Below are 19761 nucleotides of genomic sequence, written 5' to 3'. Positions count from 1 at the left end.
GGGTCCGCTTGGAAAAAGGAAATTATCCTACGCTAAGCGCATTTTTTGCACAGATGGCTACCGACTGAACGTAACGTGTGAGTCATGATCAGAAATGTGTTAACTCTAGGAATTGACACGACTTACTGTTTGATGGGGAAATCATGTTTAGCTATCTCAAGGCTATGTATCATCAATCAAAAATTCAGGCTGAACTCAAGGCACAGATACATGAACAAACTACGGTTAATGCTATCTGTCATCACCCTGAATCAATCGAGATCATTGCGGTTTGTTCGACTGATGCGTATTACCGAAAACGTAAGGACGCTGCTTTTCTGACAACCTGTTCTGTGCTCATGCGTATTTTAAAAGATGAATCCGTACCGATGGTACTACGGAAAACAGCATGGCGATTATTGAACGAAAGATACCAACGAATTAAGTTAAATCAGGCTTATAGGATAGAAAATTTCTTGCTTGTTGCCGATTTTGAATATGCTCTCGAAGAACATGATGAACTAGCAGAGTAGTACTAGTGAGGCGATGAATACCGACAGTTAACGTGCATGTGACTTAAACGTCCGAAACCGAACGATTACGTACAGCATGTAGACAACATGTCCGAAAGTAAGCAAAACCATTAACGGACAGCCGGATCATTTCGTACATCCCTTACGGTCAGGGGTTCGCGCTCAATGGAACGAAATCACCCGTTAGCTTAAAACGCTTAACGAATGGAAGGGACTTCCCCTAGATATGCGCCTGATTAACTTTCGTGCAATCATAGGATAAACATTGACCCAGAGGGATTCGTTATGACCATCACCACTGTCGGTATCGATCTTGCTAAAAATGTGTTTGCTGTTCACTGCATTGACCAAAATGGTAAAGCTGTTCTGGTTAAACCCAAGGTGTCGCGTGCAGCACTTTCTGAACTCATCGCAGGTTTACCTCCCTGTGTCATTGGAATGGAAGCCTGCTCGGGTGCCCACTATTGGGCAAGATTATTCAGGCAGTATGGCCATGATGTCCGGTTGATGGCTCCGAAATTTGTCTCACCCTATCGCATGGCGGGTAAGACCGGGAAAAATGATGCAGCTGATGCAATAGCTATTTGTGAGGCAGTGCAGCGGCCGCATATGCGCTTTGTACCAGTCAAAGACGAAAGCCAGCAGGCAATGCAATGCTTACATCGGACAAGACAGGGATTTATCCAGGAAAGAACAGCAACGTATAACCGTCTTCGGGGCCTGATATCTGAATTCGGGGTTATTGCCCCACAAAGCACTGATGCTCTGCGTCATGTTGTTTCTGACCAGAAGGAAACTCTGCCAGTACAGGTTAGGCTGTGCATTGATGATCTATTGACACATGTCACTAATATTGAAGAGAAAATCGCCGAATATGACAGGGTATTATCTCGTGTGGCCAAAACAGATCATCGCAGCCAGCAGTTAATGGAACTGAAAGGTGTTGGGCCCACCACAGCGAGTGCGCTGGTCGCCAGTATTGGCAATGCCCATGATTTTAAGAACGGGCGCCAACTGGCAGCCTGGTTGGGGCTAACGCCATCACAATACAGTAGTGGCGGAAAATCAAAGCTTGGCAGGATAACAAAAGCGGGTGATGCCTATCTGCGAACCCTACTGGTCCAGGGAGCCCGTTCTGTAATGGTAGGGGCAGAGAATAGAACGGACCCGTTTAGCCGTTGGGTCTGCTCGTTGATTGGTAGGCGGGGATACTGGCGTGCTGTCGTTGCAATCGCCGCCAAGAATGCGAGGTTGTGCTGGGCATCATTACATTACGGCGATGACTTCAGACTGTATTCAACAACATGAAAAATTTAACTGAGTAGTAACTGAACTGTAAATTGTTGATGGTAAAGGGTTAGACCCCCGTGAGAAGTATCTGCATATCCTACTGGATATCACTATCCGATTAACGAAGGAGGATCTCACGAGCGTCTTTCATCAGGGTCCGAATCACTAGCGATTCAGCATGACCGTTTATAGTAGCGCAGTCTTATCCCTTGCCTTTCATTGATGAACAGACAGAAATTAAAAACCGGCGTTGACTGTTCGGGGAAGCCCTTATAGTAGGATAATTCCCTTTTTCCAAGCGGACCCGATCATGGCCGTTTATAGTACCGCAGTCTCTCCCCTTTATTTTTACTGAAGAGCAGACAGAAACCATAAATACCGGCTTTGACATGCCGGGGAAGTCCTTATAGTACAATAATTTTCGATATCCAAACTGACCCCTATGAGGCCCAGTGGGAGCGAAGCTGCAAAATGCGACATCTGGCTTTAACGATTTGTATCAAAAACGATTTGTACAGTATCTAACTCTTCGTCAGGCAGGCCCACTACATTGTTAAGTGCACGATAAAGCGTTGCATGGTGACAGTTAAGGATCCGGGCTGTATCCCGAACAGAGCGACCTTCTGAAATGAGTCTCCTCCCCAAAGCTACCTGCTCAACACTTAATTTCATCGGGCGGCCGAAGCGTACTCCTTTCATTTTCGCTGCGTGTCGGCCTGCACTGGTTCGTTCAGAGATCAGTGCTCTCTCAAACTCAGCTATACCAGCAAAGATTGTGAGAACCATCTTTCCGGATGGTGATGTTGTATCGGCCCAGGGTTCAGCCAGAGAACGCAGACCTACACTGGTATGTTGAAATATGTCGACCAGTTCCAGCAAATCCTGGGTTGACCTTGCCAGGCGGTCCAGTCGGCTGACAACCACGATATCTCCTTCACGTAAATGCTCGAGTAAGCGCGTAAGCTCAGGTCGTTTTCGTTTGGCACCGGATATCTTTTCTTCATAAATAAGCTGGCATCCAGCTGCACGCAAAACACTCCGTTGACCATCCAGATGTTGGTCGTCAGTCGAAACGCGAGCGTAACCAATCAGCATGGCTTTACCTCAAGTCAATCTGTCGCAAATATGTATCGTTAATATAGACTTTCGCACCATACTTTTGCGACACAAAATAGCCAGGCTTTCGTTGATTTCCTGATTAGTCGCAAAACTTAGGATTTATGCGACATGTCTTTTGTCTTCAGCCACTTCCGCAACCGTCCACGCGCATTGGCGTAAGGCGATGCCGTGTTGAACTGAATCATGCGACCCATCGTCCATTTTTCATACCATGAGCGGCCATATAGGTCGTCGTTACTAAGAGCCTCTATCAACGATACAATCCGGGCTTTTGCCGCTGCCAGATGCTCAATAAGTTCAGGATAAGGGGTGCCCTCATAGTCGCGATAGAATTTCTGTGCGAGGCGGCCCAGCTCGTTCCACTTGAAGCCGGTTTCGGGAAAATCGACCGGCTCACCTGCCGCGTCCCGGTCGAGCCATTTCAAGACCAATTCATTCCACCCGACCAGATAGGCGGTAAGATTGGCAACACTCATCTGGGTTCCCTTGGCATGTCCATCCAAGCTGTGTTCATTGACCACCGACAGCGGGACACCACGCAATTCTTTAATGAGTTTATTGAAGTTTGAATCTATCGCTTTGAGCAATTCGTCTTTGTTTGTGGGAACAGCCATGTTTACTACCTGTTTTGCAGAAATTCCAATAAAAATAGGAGTTATGCGAAAATGAGATAACTCAGCATACGTTTATCCATCTTGCCACAGACATCAGGCAGCAAGTGGCAGCCGCTGATCCATATCCAGCTCTATTCGGCCATACGGATTAACATGGTGATATATCAATGGCGTCAGACCACGCCAGTCTTCTTCAGTCATTCGCTGACGCCAGGTCGGCTCCGACAGCACATTCTGGATCAACAATGTATTGATATAGACCAGACTAATTTGCAGCAGATGCAATGACAGCATCGATATCTCCTGATCCGCTGTCCGGTTGCTGGTAAATTCACCGTGCTCACCATAAAAAATAAAATCATTGGCGCTGTTCCAGTTTTCCACGACGTTGAGGCCCGCATTAATTTCACAACGCAGCGACTCATCTTGCAAATAGCGACAGAGGAAGATGGTCTTAATCGCTTTGCCCAACTCCGCTAATGCCTTATAGGTTGGGTGCTGGATGTTATTGCGGGTGAATCGCCTCAATATGGCCTCGGGTTCGGCCGTTCCTACTTTAAGTGCCGCTGTATATTTGATTATCTCGTCATACTGTTGTGCAATAAGCTCCCAGTCGATCCCCCGAGTTAAAATCGGGGTCAGGTGCGGGTACAACTGTGCATCCTCTTTTTCACACACATACAGTTTCTGTCTGGCGATCGCTTTCAGACGGGGCAGTAAATCGAACCCCAGCACATCACTGAACGCAAAGGCCACCTCACTTTGCCCATGGCTGTCCACATACTGGTGGTTGATTTCCATGTCGGTACAGTGACGCAGAACGCCCTCCATCATGGCAGCCACCTCAGATGAAGAACAGCGGCGTAATTGTGAATAAATACACGTTGAGTGCGTATCCACATGCCAGTAAATCATCACGCCACGCCCGCCATAGCGGGCATGCCATTCTGTCATCAGATTTTGATCATAGGCACCAAACTTCCGGGAGTCTGCGGCACAGGATGTTGTCGCATTCCCCCAAATGGCAGACTGGCGAATGCTGAAAATACCGTTCACGATATGTGAAATCGCTGAGCGCAAAGCATCTTTTTGAATAAATCGCCGTTTAACGTAACGCAATTCATCATAATTGACGCGGGGTTGCTGACTGGCGATGCGTTTCAGCCCTACATTAGTACCGAGGCCAAACAGACATAACAACAAGCGGTGTTGCAATACCTCTGGTTCAAGAACTTCCCGACTGGCAGATGTGCGAAATAACGACGAGAAATGCTCTCGTAAATCCACTTCCTTGAGTATGTCTATCAACTCCAGATCGGCCCAGCGCTGGCCAATCTCCTGCTTCAGTGCTGCTGTGTTGGGGGGCTCAATCTGTTTGCCCAACGGAGTCAGGTGGATACGATTTTTCCCCTGTTCCCTGATGCGAAGTTTGGGATTATCTGGCAGGCTTTCATTTAGCGTACCGAGCCAGTGGCGCATCCTGTCTTTGATTTGAGTAATAAAGGTTGTCACATCAGTGGGAGCCTGCAACAAGGAATAATAATAGGCCCGATTAGTAGCAAAATCGGCAGGGAGATCCTCTGCCGGATCACGATAACGGTCAGCGCCTGTGACCCAAATTTCTTTGTTACGCAGACTCTTACGTAAAGCCCGTAAAACACAAATTTCATAGTTGATACGATTAATCCGTTCTTCACCGGATTTGCCTTGGACGATGACAATATCCCGCCATTTTTTCTGAATAATACCGTCAACAGGCACATCACCCACCGCATAGAAATGCTGATTGTTGGCCCTGTTTGCCTTAATAATTTGAATGGCGTCAATAACGGGTCGGTGCAGGGCATTACCAGACTGAAACTCAAGTCGGTCCAGTACCGGCATCAACATTCGGCGATAGTGGCTACCGTAAGAGGAACGCATGGATTCCTGAACTTCCTGCTCAGTATCTACCCCCAGAGTTTTAAATTCATCGACCAGATTTTGCAGCATTTTCTGTGAGACCACAGGATAGACCACCTCCTTTATGACGCCATCCGGCTGGTCAACGGTGGCCTCGGCCATACGGAACAGCAGACGCGCCTTACCCCTGACTTTTTTAAACGCCGCAAACTGCTTTTTATCGACCTTTTTTTCTGCCCGTGTGCCGAGGTTATGGATCAGCACCATCAACATCTCAATCAACGCATCGGTCAGCTGTTGGCGACGACGCCAGCAAAACATGGCCACCATACTGTAACGGATCGCCGAAGGGTGTCGACGAAGCTCCCTGATCGATTCACTGGCACACCGTTGTTGAAACTGCATGATGAATTTAGGGGCTATTCCCTGGAAAATATTCGGCTGTAACGCAACGGAATCAAGACATTTTAGCTGAGAGATGACGGAAAGGACGTTCTCCAGACTGGGCCTTCCCGGGTCAGCTTTGAGGCCGCTCAATGTGACTTCAATCACACTGGCAGTGCCCGGTTCTTCGGCCGACAGTAAATGGTTGATGGCAACCTTACAGTCGAGTGAAAGTCGGGTAAATATGATGTTTTGCTGTTCTGTTTCGAACCGGTGTACGGCTGAACGAATAATTCGCTCCAGGTGATCAGCTGCGGGACGCTCAATCTGCTGCTCCTGACACCAGTCAGTGACAAGTTCACTACCGTGTACAGCTTGCGGATTGAATGGGAGGATAAATTCGGTTAACCAGGCGGTGAGCTGTGCTATATCGTTTTTATTGGGGAGTCTGATGCCCAAATAGCGACGAATAGTTTGTCGGTGCCGCTGGGCCTGCCGCCCCTGAAGCGGGTAGTTTTCAAGGGATACAGAAGCGCATCCGATCTGTTCAGCAATAGTGTGCACAATACCTGAAGGAAATTCGTTTATTGATTCAGGGTAATGCCCGTGTACTTGTCGGAATTTCAGTTGAATGGCAAATCCTAAACGACCCGTATCGGTCATACCCGGGAGCAAGGAAAGCTCATCAGCAAGCAGACTCCATACGTCCTTGTCATCAAAAGTCTGATCCTGTGACAACATTCCAACTCCCTGAATCATCAATGGGTAATCGCTATATAAACCATTTCACAGGTGAGTGATTTTTACGCAGATCCAGTTCAAAAAAAACAGATGTCGCATTTTGCAGCTTCGCTCCCACTGGGCCGAACTGTTCCGGCTTCTGAGGGATTGTCAGCCTGGTGATATCCTGCTTATCGAAGATGTCGATCGCCTTTCCCGCTTGGCGGGGGAGGACTGGAACAGGCTGAAGAAGATGATCCGGCACAAAGATATCCGGGTTATGGCCGTCAACGTCCCCACAACCTGGCTTGCTTCAGGCATTCATGATTTTGACAGCCGTATGTTTACCGCTATCAACGATATGATGCTCGACATGCTGGCCGCTGTTGCCAGACGTGACTATGAGCAGCGCCGGGAACGGCAGAAGCAAGGTATAACCAGGGCGAAAAGTGAAGGGAAGTTCAAAGGTCGTCAGCCTAACCAGGCTCGTTATGATGCGATAAATAAACTTCTTGCCAGTGGTAGTTCATGGAGCCAGGTACAAAAAGTTCTGGGCTGTAGTCGTGGGACGATCAGCAGTGCAGTTAAACAAGGCAAACAGTCGGAACCGCCGAAATTTCCGTTACAGTTTTAGCCCGGCAACCTGTGCACTCAGGGCAATAAGCTCATTGCTGCTCTGGAAGAGTTCTAAGCGGCAATGAGCCAAAACTTTGTCACCGCTATTTTATCTGTTCGTAAGAAGGGGCTTATCATGTCGTTTTTTTTAATGTCCGAGCTTTGTCTTTAAATCTAACGTCTATCGTTGACGCCGAATTTATCCTCCCCAGTAGGCGTTCTTTAATAATTTCCCTGTTAATAAGAAGGTCGGATTTTTTCCATTCTATCATTTGAATATGTATGTCTTTTAACTGTTTATTCCTGACCCTTAAACTATTACCTGAAACAATAACACCTGTAACCAACTTATTTTGATACGGTTTATATAAAATTGTCTTTACAGGATGCATTATGTGAGAATGGGACTCTATGATTTTATTTACTTTGCTTTTGAAAAGTTTATTTACAGATCTTCCCGAGAAAGTGATATCATCAACATATACTGTCATACATATTCCAAGTGCTTTAGATAATGCATTTAGTTCTAAAAACATCTTACTGTTAGCCCAGTATGCCAATGGCATGCTAATTCGACTGCCCGTAGGTATGTGATTGTTATAAGTACATAAACCACTTAGTAATTCAGATACGTCAGGAGAACATAATAGTTTCTTAAAAAAGAAGTCAAACACTATATTTTTACTTGTTGAGGGAAAGAACGATTTTAAATCTGTGGTTAAAAGAGGGTGTACACCAACATGTTCATTAGCATTAGAGACATGAGAGTGTAATTTTAGTCCAGAATGCATAAATTCTGGCTGAGTAACTCGACATAGAAGACTAGCTATCCTCGTATGAATGACATCTAATTCTTCATTAGGCCTTTCTATGAGACGTTTTTTCTGTGTGTCAGTTTTTTCATAAAATGTAGTGTAATTATCGATATCCTTACTAAGTGTTTTTAATTTACTTATATCTGATTTTAATATTTTTGCTAATCTTTTTTTTGTTATGCATTTGTATAATGCGCAATCTTGAAGGCTGTAGGATTTGTTTTTTGTATTAATTTTCGGCTTCTTTTTCCTCATTTCTTTCAACGCTCCACTCCATTATTTTTAATATTTTATCGGCGAATACTAACCTGAATTTCTCTGCTACCGATTTCTTAGAAGGCGAGTTCAATTCTTCGGAAAAAAATATAAGAGAAGAAACGGGTATTTCGAACTGTTTGGAATAGCTCTCAAGAATATCAAAACTTACGGTTTTCTTTCCAGATTCAATTTCGGAAAGATAGGATTTTGACATGCCGAAAATTTCTGCTAGTTCAGATTGTTTTATGTTATGGTAAAGTCTTATTGTCTTAAGCGCTCTGTAGATCATTTTACACCTCATCTTTTGAAAGTAGGGCACACTTAAGAGTCACTATGCTTATCAAAAATCTCGAGAATTTTATAAATTAAAATTCCTAACTTAATTAAACGTAGCATCAAATTCCAAACGATACGTGTAATTTTGAAAGCTTGCTTTTTCTTAAGTGCCTGCCAAAAACCATTACTATTAAATATACGCATTTAAACCTCTCTTGATACCTAACAACATTATTGTTGTTAGTTCGCCCTATCAAGAATGAGAGTTTTTGGCAGTAAACCCTTTTCAATCTGATTGTGGTGTCGCCACCACAATCAGAATACCCTCGACCCTTACATGCATAACACTACGTTACACGGCGATAAGGTTAGCCACGGAGCCAACGTCATCAGGTGGGGGGAACTATGTAGAGGATAAAATCCTCCGCGAGTAAATTCGTAAATCTACTCATGTAAAACTGGCGAAATCTCTCTTTAGTAACGGCAGAGCTAATATACGACACATGTTCGCTATATGTCAACAAAGTTCGCTATTTGCGAACTTTGTTGTGACCTTGGCTTTTTATAGTTACAACATTCAACCGAAAGCTTCAATCAGACCCGCTGCGGCCTCAGCACTCTGTAGAAAAAAGACAGGGCGGTGATGCTTAAGTTTGGATGGGTTAGAACACCAGTTGAATGTTGTAACTAAAATTAGTTTTTATTAAAGGCCGGAGGTGGTTATCCCCCGGCCTTAGCTACGTTTCCGTTATGCTCAGAAGAACATGCGGATCAGTTCAAGAAAGACGATTAACGCTTTCAGAACGATGATGGCTTTATCAATAAAAGCGCCCATCCGTTTCTCCATCAAGATGGAGAGAGAACACCACGGCTTACTCATACACTGCCTGTCACCGTGGTTCTCTGCATGTTAGATGTAGAACGTTCCTCTCCAGCCAGAGCACCGTACACAGCACCACCTGTTTGTTCGGCCAGGACTTAAAATCGTTCACACCCGGTTACGCTGGGTTTAAGGGCAGGGAGGAAGTAAAACAGAGCTAACTCGCTGATTATACCTGCTCAACCATTATTATTCACCTCGTTTTCAGTCACTTGACACAGGCCGTCAAGTGACAATTGACACAAGGTGTCTATAGCCATAATATTATGGTGTTAGATGTAGAGCGTTCCCCTCCGGTCAGAGCACCAACTCAGCACCGGAAAACAAAAAAGCCCGACCTCACCAGTCGGGCTTTTTTGCGTCTGTAATCATTCAAAATATTTGCTGCGGTCGCAAACCTTGTTGCCCTTGGCCATGACATCCGGGCGAATGCCGGCGCATTGGTGAATCGCTATTTTACAATACGTTAGGTTTTGGTGATTGCAGGAAAAGCAGGTCAATTTTTTTGATGCTATATCGAGGTATAGCCCACTCTACTTGACACTGTAATGAAAGCCCCTTTCTTAGAGGCTTTGCTACCGTAGGTTTTCGCAATGTTGGCGCTCATGGCCTATAGCGCATTAAGTAGCTCGGTATAGCCATCTTCGATAAGAAGCGTTGGGAGCAGATATTCAGAGACACGGTAAGTCTTTCCGCCAGTGGTTGTGACGGTCAAATAAAGCTGGTCGTCAAAACGCAGTTCTGAACCAAACTGCGTTATCGATGCTACATCTATCCAGCAGATATTTTTTCCATCTGTCCCTTCAAATGGTTTCACCAATGCTCTGAGCCATCGACGGTCTTCATGATTCCGCGTAAAAATGCCACTTTTGTACTGGCGGGATTTTGCCACAAATGCAGCCACTTTCTGTTTATTCAGCGTCAGTGACGGCTCCAGCTTGCTTAATGATTCAGGGTTTAAGGTGTACTGCATCTCTTCGAAATAGACACTGTAATGTTCTGGATTATTCAGGTCGTGTTGATTCTTCTCGATGGATTCACCAAAAATGCTGATCATCTCTGCTTTTAACGCTGCCGTGATGGCTTCAAATTCCTCTTGATGCTCATCATAGTACAGGTTGCTCATGCTAACTCCTTGTTAGATATGAAATACGATAAAACAGATAACGCTACGTGAAATCTAAGCAAAAAAGGGCAGGGGTTACCACTAATTTTTGAAGCAGTGCACCCCTATTCAAGATTACTAACCATCAAAACCGGGATAAAAAAAAGCCCCTGATATGGCACCAGGGGCTAATTATGTTAACGCTTATCGTCAGCAGAACCAGACGGCTCTTTTTTGATAAGAAAATCTTCCAGCTTACGCCCAGCCTCTAATGCTTCAGCGATTGGCTTTGGTGACCGTCCACGGCCAGACCAGCGCTTAACTTCACCGTTTTCTTCATACTGGTATTTAGCGGGCGCTTTCGGCAACTTGTTCTTACTCGCCTTTGGCGTGTCGTCAGTCAATCCGAGTAACTGTTCAGGTGAGAAACCTTCTCCGGCGATCAACTGAAGTAATTCCTGGCGTTTCTTCTCACGCTCATTACGTTCGGCGGCTTCACGTTCAGCATCTTCCCGACGTTCTTCAATAACTGCATTAAGCTTTGCTTGCATTTCAAGAAGCTGTTCAAAATCTGTTTCACGTGCAAAAACACGTGCAGAACGAATATTCGTCAGAAGTCTTCGAGCTGCATCAAACGTATCATTATCGCTCATATTTTCTCTCTTGATGGGTTATCTAACGTGTTGCCAGACTGACGCAGGGATTTTATCAAACAGTTTATTCATGATTATCTCTGCTAATCGGTGATCAGCAGCAGAATAAAATGTCACCAGCTCCCCTGCGGTAAGGCTGTGCTCATTTTTTTCTATGATTTTCTCTAACGTTTCCCGATGTTGACACTTTCTTAACTGGAAAAGCCAATCTTGTCTGGTTTTCACCACTATTATTTTTTCCTGAACTCGAAACCAAGTTTACCTGTAGATTTATCCTGTAAGGTAACAACAGCGTCAAATTTTTTCCCGGCTTTGCTGGTAAATCCTTTAATCTCACCAGTTTTACCTTTTTTGATTAACGTTTCCACCTGATTCTGTGTCAGCTTCTTACTGGACAATTCTAGCCAGATTTTAAACTCACAACCTGTACAGAAGAAACCTTTTGGCCGGATTAAAATCTCTTTATCACAGGAAGGGCAGGGGACACCGAGACGTGCACTCGCGCCCTCAGAAGCCTGTTTTTCCGTAACAGGTTTTCCATCGTTATCCGGGAATGATGTTTTACACTCAGGGTAGCATGAGCATCCCCAGAAAAAGCCATTCTGTCCTTTACGTCTTATCAGGAATCCTTTACTACAGACAGGGCAGACAGTGGAATTAGAAGAAATATTGATGCCGTTCTTCTCCAGATTCTCGATCAACTCCCGGATATAATTGTCGTTTTCGCTGATAAAAGCTTCTACGGTTAATTCCCCGGCTTTAATCTGAGCCTGTTTTTCAGCCCACATTGCTGAGATATTGGGTTTAATCACTTCAGAAGGAAGTGCAGCGCAAAACTCCTGTCCCTGCATTGTGGTTTTCCAGACCAGCTCTGAATAGCCCTTTTCTTTCTCTATCGAGATAAGCCCGGTATTTGCCGCCAGCTTTTCAAGGATACCTGCGCGGGTAGCTTCTGTGCCGATACTGCCCCGGTCGCTGCTCCCCTCGTCTTTGGCTTCAAGCGCTTTTCTCAGCGCCGGATCATCGATAAATTTTGCCGCACTGGTCATCGCGGCCAGTAATGTTGACTCCGTAAAATAGCGGAGTGGAGTCGTCTTTTTCTTGTCCACATCAGCCAACTCACACAGGCCACTGTCATTAAATTTCAGGGTCGATAAATCAAAGCCGCCCATTTCGGTATCTTCGGCGTCGTCCTCTTCATTATTATCTTTACCCAGCGCTTCCCAGCCTTTTTGTACCAGAACGCTTTGTGTGGCCGTGAAGGTATCGCCTTTAATATCAAAGTGAATTTTCGTCTTGTCTCTGATCGCATCAGGATAGAACAGGCCAATGAAATGAACGGCCACCAGGTTATAAACGTTCCGCTCTTTGTCACTGAGTTGAATACCGGCTCCGCTTTTTGTCGTCGGGATAATCGCGTGGTGAGCTTCGATCTTGCTACCATCAAAGGCTTTATGCTTCTGATCTTTGTCCATATCAGCGGTTGCAGAAGCAAGTTCCGGCATTGTCGCGCTGATCGCGCTGGCAATATCAGCAGCCTGGTAAAAATGCTCATCAGAAAGATAGCGATTGTCCGTTCGCGGGTATGTCAGAAGTTTATGCGTCTCATACAGCCCTTGCATGATAGCGAGGGTTTCAGCGGCCTTATACCCGTAACGCTTTGCACAGATTTGTTGAAGCATGGACAGGTTTAGCGGCAGTGGGGGCTTAGTGTTTTCCGGCTTAGTGGTGGCGACGGTCACAACTGCCTCTTTCTGCGTCACCCGCTCAGCGATGTGCTTTGCCTGTGCTTCGGAAATAAGGCGCTTTTTATCGTCGATCTGATCGCTGTCCGTTGTCTGATATTTAGACTTAACCTGATTCCCGTTCACCGTTATGTTAGCGAAAATATCGTAGTAAAAACTTTCACTGTGATTCTGGTTAGCCAGCGTTCTGAGGTTTACAAGACCAAGAACAGCACTCTGAACACGGCCAACGTTTAAAACGCCATCATAGCCCTTCTCACGGCCTTTAAGGGTACAACCGCGTGTCAGGTTATAGCCAAACCCCTGATCACACAGAGAACGAGCCAGGGCGCTGTCTGTCATACCACGGAATTTTGAGTTTGGCTGCATATTTGCCAGTGATTTTTTCACTGGTGCGAGGTTGAGATCTGCAATCAACAGCCGTTCGACAGGTTTAGTATTTTTCGCGTAACCGAGAAGTTCATCAACCAGTAAACACCCTTCATCGTCCGGGTCGCCAGCATGAACAATACTGTCGGCCTGCTCAATCAGAGAAAAGATAATACGGGTTTGTGGTTCAGCATCCGGTCTGATTTTGTAAGTTGGCGGCCAGGGGGTTTTAATCGGTAAATCACCAAAGCGCCACTTCGCATATTTCTCGTCATAGTCCTGCGGATCACATAACTCAAGCATATGACCAAAACACCACGTAACAGCATCTGTTCCGTGTTCAAAATAACCATTTTTCTTTTCCGTGCTGGGGTTCCCCCCAAGTCCTTCAAAAATGGCTTTAGCTAAAGATGGTTTTTCGGCAATAAAAAGTCTCATTTCTACATCCTTAATTTTTGAGTGAGGTATTAATAAATTTTAAAATTTGCTTACCTTTGTTCAGCATGTTTCTGGAAACAGCCTGATTACGAATGCCTCGCATCTGGTCAAACTGATACGTTACATCATGTTCTGTTCTGGAAAGCCCAAGGGTTGCTCTTTCGTCGTCCATTGATACTGAGATTGCAAGGTATTTTCCTGAAGCACACCAGTGCGCATAACTGGCAACGCAATGCTCCATTTCCTGACCTTCATTACACAGATCATCAAATGTGATTAATTCACTCGAAGAATCATCAATTGTCTGCCAGTTAATGCCCGTTCCTTTCCATTCCTTTATTACTGCTGTAGCATTTTCTCTCAACTGCTGTGTCCACTCATCTGACAATCTCCAGAAAGAAGGCCATTCTTGGTTCTTATGAATTATTGGTTCTGCATTTAATAACCAATCAATTGCATGGCACAGTTGATTTTTTTCCATCTCCCAACGGGATGTATCCCAAGGTTCGATATGGTGTTTACGGAACCCAATGTTTTTAAATAAATCACGATGATACTCAAGCCATTTTGAACATACTCGATAAATATCATTTTCCCTTTCAGAATAATAACGACCTTCCAGATAATCGATAATCCAGTAAATCACTTGGGTCGGGTAATTTTTCACCAGCGGATTACGGAGCAATCTGGAAATAACTTTGAATGACTCATGATGATTATTGTTTAAAGCTGAAACTAGCGACAAGCGAGTATGCCGTAAATGTTTGAAGTCTGCATAGCTGATACCGTAAGGAAAACTAAGTTGTTCAAATAACTCTTTTGATTTTCCTGATAAAGTAAATCGTCCTGTTTTATGCTGCCGTCTTAAACTTCCAACCATAGGCCACAGTCCGCCAAAATCTGCGCCATCAGCAATACAAATTCTTTTTGAAAAATCCAAATAGTCCTCAAACATTGCCTGACGAACTGAATTGTAAGTCATCGAACAATGTGAAGCTCTGGCATATTTTGTAAATATGGTTTTATCAACCATCATCCATATGCTTTTACTTAGTGCTTTTGAAGCATTAAACTCATTATCAACCCCAATAACTTTATATACTCTATTATAAATTTTCTTTTCTATCTCTTCGAGTAATTCATGCTTGCTGATATGTTGTACTTTATTGGGGTAGTTAAATGACGCTATTTTCCCCAGAGAGTGGAAAAGATCATTATGATACGAGTGTTCATCCACACTAGATGGTATTAGCGTGGAAATAAATGCACTTTTACCGTTACTTGCTCTAATGCGGTACAAATAAAGTTTGTCGTCAATTGAAAATCCAGCCTCAATTAATGATTTAATGATGTATTTAATTGCATTCCTTAGCCAATCGTCCATATCGAATGCAGCCCTTCTCGACCAGAACAAATGCACGTTACTTGGAAGGAAATTTCTTCTGTACCATACCCCGTGGTCTTTATCTTTCAGCTTATAGCACCACATACTGACTTTACCGCTTTTTTTATTTTTTTGAATTCTATAAGTACCGCAAATGATAATACGGATATGATTATCATCCTCCTCGTTTTTTACTAGCCGGAAAACTCCAGATTTTTGACATATTTTGAAAATATCGTGAAGTGAAAGTATTTTACTACTACATGTCCATTCATTAATTACATGCATAATAAATATCCCTTATTTGTTATGCCGCCATTCCCACGGCGGCACAGGATGACTTTCAGCCCACAGGCCGCGTTTTTGTTCCTGTGCTTCCCGTTGCAAAGCCGGAAGTGCGTTATCCGTGTTGTATCGCTCATACACCCATGCAGCGCCTGACTGCACCATATATCGATTGGCCTCAGTGCCGTTCGTTGTCACGACTCGCCCCAGGACACGCCCGTAACGGTCTTTCTGCGTGTACGTCACCGTAACGGGCTGCCCTGCTACCAGGTCTTTAAGTTGGTTCGTTGACCAGCTCCCGTATGCTTGTTTCTTTTCCGGGGCATCAATATTCAACAGGCGAACCCTGACGGGCTTCTTATCCTGTAAAACATCAATGGTGTCGCCATCGAGTACACGGATCACTTTCCCCTGGATTTCGGCTGCAACCAGACTTCCAGAAAGAAAAAAGCAGAAAGTTAATGTGATAATTTTATTTAACAAAATTCCAATCCTCCTTATGAGGGTCATACAGAACTTCAACTCCTTTTTCTGGAGCAACAATATTAACCCCCATACCAGGCCTAACGCCTTTCACTGGAATTTCAATATGAACATTGCAATTTTCAACAATATCTTTCGCCGTATCATCACTAATGTTTTTCAAATCACTCAAATCCTGAGTGACTGTTATTATTTGAAGATTATAACGTTTGATTTTTGAGATAAAATTTTCCATAGCTAACGCCCTTCGGTTGTTCAACCCCGCAAACATCAGATTAAAATCTGAAATTTACGGGGTTATTGTTATTCCTGAAATGACCGCCCATAGCGCTGAATAATCATTTCCAGCGTATCTTTATTGATTACGGCACCTTCGCAAGTATTTACTATGCTCTGCCTAAGCCTTGCCGTGGCTTCCGGGTTGTAATAAGGAGTAAATACACGAACGTTAAAGAAACGTTGATTTACTGGCTGACAGGCTGGCTGTGTATCACCCTGTAGCTTCCCGGCCATACAGGTTAATAACTCGCAGGGATCACCTGTCTGATTCAAACCATCCGTATGATTGTGTTTTTTTGCTAATACAGGAGAACTCAGTACGGCAAGGATGATTGGAACCATAACCATTTTCCTGAAATTCATATTTTATCCTTTCTTCTGAAGATAGATATTGATTGATTTAATACCGAAATCATCAGGCTTGTATCGGTACTGGATTAACCCATATGCGCCGTTAGACCGCAGCCAGTTCTTTGCTGTGAAAAAATCATCACCCCGACTACTTTCAACAATAACTGAATCAGAATGCGCGACAGCGAAAAAAACATCATCGCTATACAGCCGATTTTCAGGAGAAAAATTTCTAATGAGTTTCACCCACGACGAATTAACCCTGTCTGATTTAATTACTGTAAAAGTCGGTTGCCAGTCCATTAACTGTGAGTTCATCGTTGCCGGGTCTTGTTTCCAGTCAACTTGTGGAGGTTCAGGAGGTGACGAACAGGCAGAAAGAAACAAAAGGGCAGTTAACACTACTTTTTTCATAATAGAACCTCGGATTCAAGCTCACCAACGGAAAGCATTTTTTCTTTTGAAGGGTATTTGAGTCCTTTAACACCGAATATATTTTTTGACTTGTTAATACTGGAGGTTAATGCAGCCAGTTTTGGACTAACCAGCATCAGCCTGTCCATAAAATACGGGTCAAGGTAGTAAAGGGCTTTTTGCGCTTTAACAGGGTTCTCACCCTTGAGGATGATAAATTCCTCTGAAAAGTCCAACGTTCCCAGCTCCTGTGGAAGCACCAGAGCACGCTGTGCATCACTTTCGGAATTACTTTGCGATGTAGAACGGCCTTTGGTTTTACTGGAGCCGGTAGATTTAGCCGTAGTGTAACCCAGTTTTTCGGAAATCTTTTTGGCATCATCTTCTTCACTGACGGCATAGATAATCCGGCAGGGATGCGCACTCATCAGTGTCTTAGCTCCTTCAATGCCATATATTTCATTTAGCTGGCTGATATTCTGATAAATCGTCAGTAGCTTAAGTTTAAACCCGGCTATATACCCTGAACCTTTCTTGATGATTGGCATGTAACCAATAGAAGGGAATTCATCCAGAAACATCAGGCAGTCATGTTTAAGCGTTGGGTCAAAGTCCGGGTTTTCCCTCAACGTGACTTCAACAACAAAGTTAAAGAACAGGTTGAGAAAATCATACGCCAGAGACATATCCTCAGCATTAACACCCACGTAGATTGATATATCTTCACGGCGTAATTGACGCAGATCGAAATCATTTCCATCAGTACATTTTCTGACAGTAGGAAGATAAAACAGGCTCATTTTTTTACGGAATGAACCGTCGATACTTGAACGTTGCTCATCTTCAGTTTCGTGATACTCGCGAATTTTAGTCAGCGCATCCCGCAGATGGAATAATGCCGTTTCGTCTAACCCCGCCACACCCTCAAAATCTTCACGATTACTCAGCACATTTTCCCGGTCAATATTGCTGTAAAGATCAACGACAGAGCCTATGGAAAAAACGGGTTTAAGATTGAATTCGTTAAGCCAGTCTGGTGCATAGTTGATAAAGAAGTGAAGCAGCTTTGCTAGACCAATCCAGTATTGCCCGGCAAGGTTATTAAAGTGAGCTTCAGCACCCGTCATACCATAAGACGGGAACAAAATTTCTATCAGCTTCAGTAAGTCTTTTGCACCACTCTCAGCTTTTAAATCAATATAGAATAGTGGATTAAACTTATGCGTTTTACTGTTAAAAGGGTCTAACAGAAAAACCTTATTCTGGAGAAGCACCTCACGAACTTTACTGGTGATTTTCCACAGTTCTTGTTTTGGATCTAAAGCAATAAGAGAATGTTTTCTCACCAGAAGGTTAGGAATACCAATAGCAGCACCTTTACCTGCGCGTGTACCTGCACCCAGCGAAACGAAATCAGGTGCGGTATACCAGAGATATTTCCCTTTATAAACACCGACCAGAATATCACTGTCATTTTCCTTCTCCCACTTTAGCAACTTTGATTTACTCAAATCATCATCACTCGCAAACTTTGCATCACCGTAAAGGGAGAAATCTTTTTTATTTATCTGCCAGATAATAAAAACAGGCACGATAAGTGATGCAGCCATACCAGAAAGAAGAGAGGGTATGGCTGTAAATCTGATACTTGTCCTTATATTGCTTTCTGTCATGAGCCGCCAGAGCAGCATGGAATCAAAATTCTTCCATATAAACAAGGGGGTTTTATGATTAAAAAAGTACACAGCAACTGAACCAGCATAGTACGTTACCAGGCACATAACTAAACCGATAAAAACCCACTGGCCTTTATCGGGAAGTTTGACAGACATAATCACTCCTTCAGTTTTTCAAAGTATTCCTGAAAGTGAATATCACGATAGTAAATACCCGATGCAAAGCGTGAATCCTCTTCATCAATGTATTTAATGCTCATGATTACATCGACGTTGCTCAATACCCGCCGCAATATAATGTTATAAGGCAGATTCTGGCATTCCGGGTTCATATAGCACCGCTGAACAAGTCCAAGCACAGCATCTTCAGGCGTACCTTCATGTACAGTGGTTAAGTTTCCTGCGTGGCCGGAACTTGAACCTTTAAGAAAATCCCAGGCTTCAGCACCGCGAACCTCTGTCATCAGTATTCTGTCGCCATTCATGCGAAAACCAGAGCGCAGAAGAGAGGCTGAACTCACAACGGTACTTTCCCCTTCTGACGGGTAATATAGTTTCACATGATTTTTATGAAACCGCAGTTTCGCCTCATCCGTATCTTCGATAGTAATAATTCTGAGATAATGCGGTATATACTCAAGACAGGCATTTGCAAATGTGGTTTTCCCGGCTCCTGTCCCGGCACAGAACACCATCGTTTTACCCTGTCTCAGACATTCAGGAATAAATCGTTCAAAACGATTCTCTTTAAACATTAAAGATAATTCGTCTTCTTTATTTCTGAAATCAACCCCCTGATTTAGCCTTGAGTAAAAACCCTGTTTTACAAAAGTTGGATGGTCAATGAACACGCTGGATGGCTTACGAATTGTGATTGATACCGTTTCTCTTTCAGTGGCCGGAGGAATTACAATCTGTACGCGCTCCCCAAGGGGGAGCGTGGCAGAGCGCAACGGATATTCTGGCGTAACAGAACCACCATCATGATAATCAGATATTGCCCCTGCAAATGACATACAGTCACGAAAACTCATATTTGTTTCGTTTTGCTGCCATTTTCCTCTGACTTTCACAAACAATTCACCGGGACGGTTTACGGCTATTTCGGTTAAACCTTCCACGTTATTTAACCACTGATGAAAATAATCATTCACGATGTCATAAACAATATGGCGGTTTTCAGTATTAATCTCA

19 protein-coding genes and 1 pseudogene are annotated in these 19761 nt (G+C 44.0%); 3 read left to right on the top strand and 17 right to left on the bottom strand.

The window, feature by feature from the left end; translation table 11 throughout:
• Positions 1 to 143: 143 nt before the first annotated feature.
• Both ACMHLI_RS22570 and ACMHLI_RS22565 read left to right on the top strand, forming a co-directional pair.
• A complete protein-coding gene (locus ACMHLI_RS22570) occupies positions 144 to 512 on the top strand; it encodes a hypothetical protein (RefSeq protein ID WP_054622852.1) in 369 nt (122 codons plus the stop codon).
• A gap of 285 nt (positions 513 to 797) precedes the next feature.
• On the top strand, positions 798 to 1820 hold the full coding sequence (locus tag ACMHLI_RS22565; RefSeq protein ID WP_000156884.1) for an IS110-like element IS5708 family transposase: 1023 nt from the start codon (positions 798 to 800) through the stop codon (positions 1818 to 1820).
• 468 nt (positions 1821 to 2288) lie between these two features.
• On the opposite strand, the gene ACMHLI_RS22560 is transcribed toward ACMHLI_RS22565, so the two are convergent.
• From ACMHLI_RS22560 to ACMHLI_RS22550, 3 genes are all read right to left on the bottom strand, one after another.
• Positions 2289 to 2897: a recombinase family protein gene (locus ACMHLI_RS22560; protein WP_192536320.1), complete on the bottom strand. Its 609-nt coding sequence runs from the start codon at positions 2895 to 2897 to the stop codon at positions 2289 to 2291.
• Positions 2898 to 3013: 116 nt separating this feature from the next.
• Entirely contained in the window at positions 3014 to 3535 is a 522-nt protein-coding gene (locus ACMHLI_RS22555; protein ID WP_192536319.1) for a ClbS/DfsB family four-helix bundle protein, read from the bottom strand.
• Positions 3536 to 3628: 93 nt separating this feature from the next.
• Complete coding sequence (locus ACMHLI_RS22550) at positions 3629 to 6580, bottom strand: Tn3 family transposase (RefSeq protein ID WP_413531377.1); 2952 nt, start codon at positions 6578 to 6580, stop codon at positions 3629 to 3631.
• A 106-nt stretch (positions 6581 to 6686) separates the two neighbouring features.
• Between ACMHLI_RS22550 and ACMHLI_RS22545 the strand changes: the two are divergent.
• Positions 6687 to 7175: pseudogene (locus tag ACMHLI_RS22545) on the top strand (recombinase family protein); the annotation flags it as partial.
• A 115-nt stretch (positions 7176 to 7290) separates the two neighbouring features.
• On the opposite strand, the gene ACMHLI_RS22540 reads toward ACMHLI_RS22545, so the two are convergent.
• From ACMHLI_RS22540 to virB11, 14 genes are all read right to left on the bottom strand, one after another.
• Positions 7291 to 8226, bottom strand: a complete 936-nt coding sequence (locus tag ACMHLI_RS22540; protein WP_226721453.1) for a reverse transcriptase family protein — start codon at positions 8224 to 8226, stop codon at positions 7291 to 7293.
• Positions 8201 to 8518, bottom strand: a complete 318-nt coding sequence (locus ACMHLI_RS22535; protein WP_226721454.1) for a helix-turn-helix domain-containing protein — start codon at positions 8516 to 8518, stop codon at positions 8201 to 8203. Before ACMHLI_RS22535 ends, ACMHLI_RS22540 begins: the two co-directional genes overlap by 26 nt.
• A gap of 741 nt (positions 8519 to 9259) precedes the next feature.
• Positions 9260 to 9385, bottom strand: coding sequence for a damage-inducible type I toxin DinQ (gene dinQ / locus ACMHLI_RS22530; RefSeq protein ID WP_264192790.1), 126 nt, complete (start codon positions 9383 to 9385; stop codon positions 9260 to 9262).
• A 610-nt stretch (positions 9386 to 9995) separates the two neighbouring features.
• Positions 9996 to 10511: a hypothetical protein gene (locus tag ACMHLI_RS22525; RefSeq protein ID WP_226721455.1), complete on the bottom strand. Its 516-nt coding sequence runs from the start codon at positions 10509 to 10511 to the stop codon at positions 9996 to 9998.
• Between the two features lie 176 nt (positions 10512 to 10687).
• A complete protein-coding gene (locus ACMHLI_RS22520) occupies positions 10688 to 11143 on the bottom strand; it encodes an H-NS family nucleoid-associated regulatory protein (protein ID WP_226721456.1) in 456 nt (151 codons plus the stop codon).
• 18 nt (positions 11144 to 11161) lie between these two features.
• Positions 11162 to 11368, bottom strand: coding sequence for a hemolysin expression modulator Hha (hha, locus tag ACMHLI_RS22515; RefSeq protein ID WP_226721457.1), 207 nt, complete (start codon positions 11366 to 11368; stop codon positions 11162 to 11164).
• 5 nt (positions 11369 to 11373) lie between these two features.
• Positions 11374 to 13695: a type IA DNA topoisomerase gene (gene topB / locus ACMHLI_RS22510; RefSeq protein ID WP_226721458.1), complete on the bottom strand. Its 2322-nt coding sequence runs from the start codon at positions 13693 to 13695 to the stop codon at positions 11374 to 11376.
• A gap of 10 nt (positions 13696 to 13705) precedes the next feature.
• Positions 13706 to 15367: a PcfJ domain-containing protein gene (locus tag ACMHLI_RS22505; RefSeq protein ID WP_413531376.1), complete on the bottom strand. Its 1662-nt coding sequence runs from the start codon at positions 15365 to 15367 to the stop codon at positions 13706 to 13708.
• Positions 15368 to 15379: 12 nt separating this feature from the next.
• The gene (locus ACMHLI_RS22500) at positions 15380 to 15874 is read right to left on the bottom strand and encodes a thermonuclease family protein (protein WP_404976137.1); all 495 of its coding nucleotides are present in this window, start codon (positions 15872 to 15874) and stop codon (positions 15380 to 15382) included.
• A complete protein-coding gene (locus tag ACMHLI_RS22495; protein WP_264192791.1) occupies positions 15837 to 16082 on the bottom strand; it encodes a type IV secretory system conjugative DNA transfer family protein in 246 nt (81 codons plus the stop codon). The genes ACMHLI_RS22500 and ACMHLI_RS22495 overlap by 38 nt, the downstream gene beginning before the upstream one ends.
• 68 nt (positions 16083 to 16150) lie before the next feature.
• A complete protein-coding gene (locus tag ACMHLI_RS22490; RefSeq protein ID WP_413531375.1) occupies positions 16151 to 16468 on the bottom strand; it encodes a hypothetical protein in 318 nt (105 codons plus the stop codon).
• A gap of 24 nt (positions 16469 to 16492) precedes the next feature.
• Entirely contained in the window at positions 16493 to 16891 is a 399-nt protein-coding gene (locus tag ACMHLI_RS22485) for a cag pathogenicity island Cag12 family protein (protein ID WP_413531374.1), read from the bottom strand.
• Complete coding sequence (locus ACMHLI_RS22480) at positions 16888 to 18723, bottom strand: type IV secretory system conjugative DNA transfer family protein (RefSeq protein WP_226721463.1); 1836 nt, start codon at positions 18721 to 18723, stop codon at positions 16888 to 16890. The genes ACMHLI_RS22485 and ACMHLI_RS22480 overlap by 4 nt, the downstream gene beginning before the upstream one ends.
• A gap of 2 nt (positions 18724 to 18725) precedes the next feature.
• Positions 18726 to 19757, bottom strand: coding sequence for a P-type DNA transfer ATPase VirB11 (virB11, locus tag ACMHLI_RS22475; RefSeq protein WP_050074648.1), 1032 nt, complete (start codon positions 19755 to 19757; stop codon positions 18726 to 18728).
• Between the last annotated feature and the right edge of the window lie 4 nt (positions 19758 to 19761).

This window comes from Rahnella inusitata, assembly GCF_965118895.1.
In the GTDB taxonomy this organism is placed as follows: domain Bacteria; phylum Pseudomonadota; class Gammaproteobacteria; order Enterobacterales; family Enterobacteriaceae; genus Rahnella; species Rahnella inusitata_A.
Note: the sequence above shows the minus strand (reverse complement) of the source record. Positions and strands in the feature narration are given on the sequence as shown.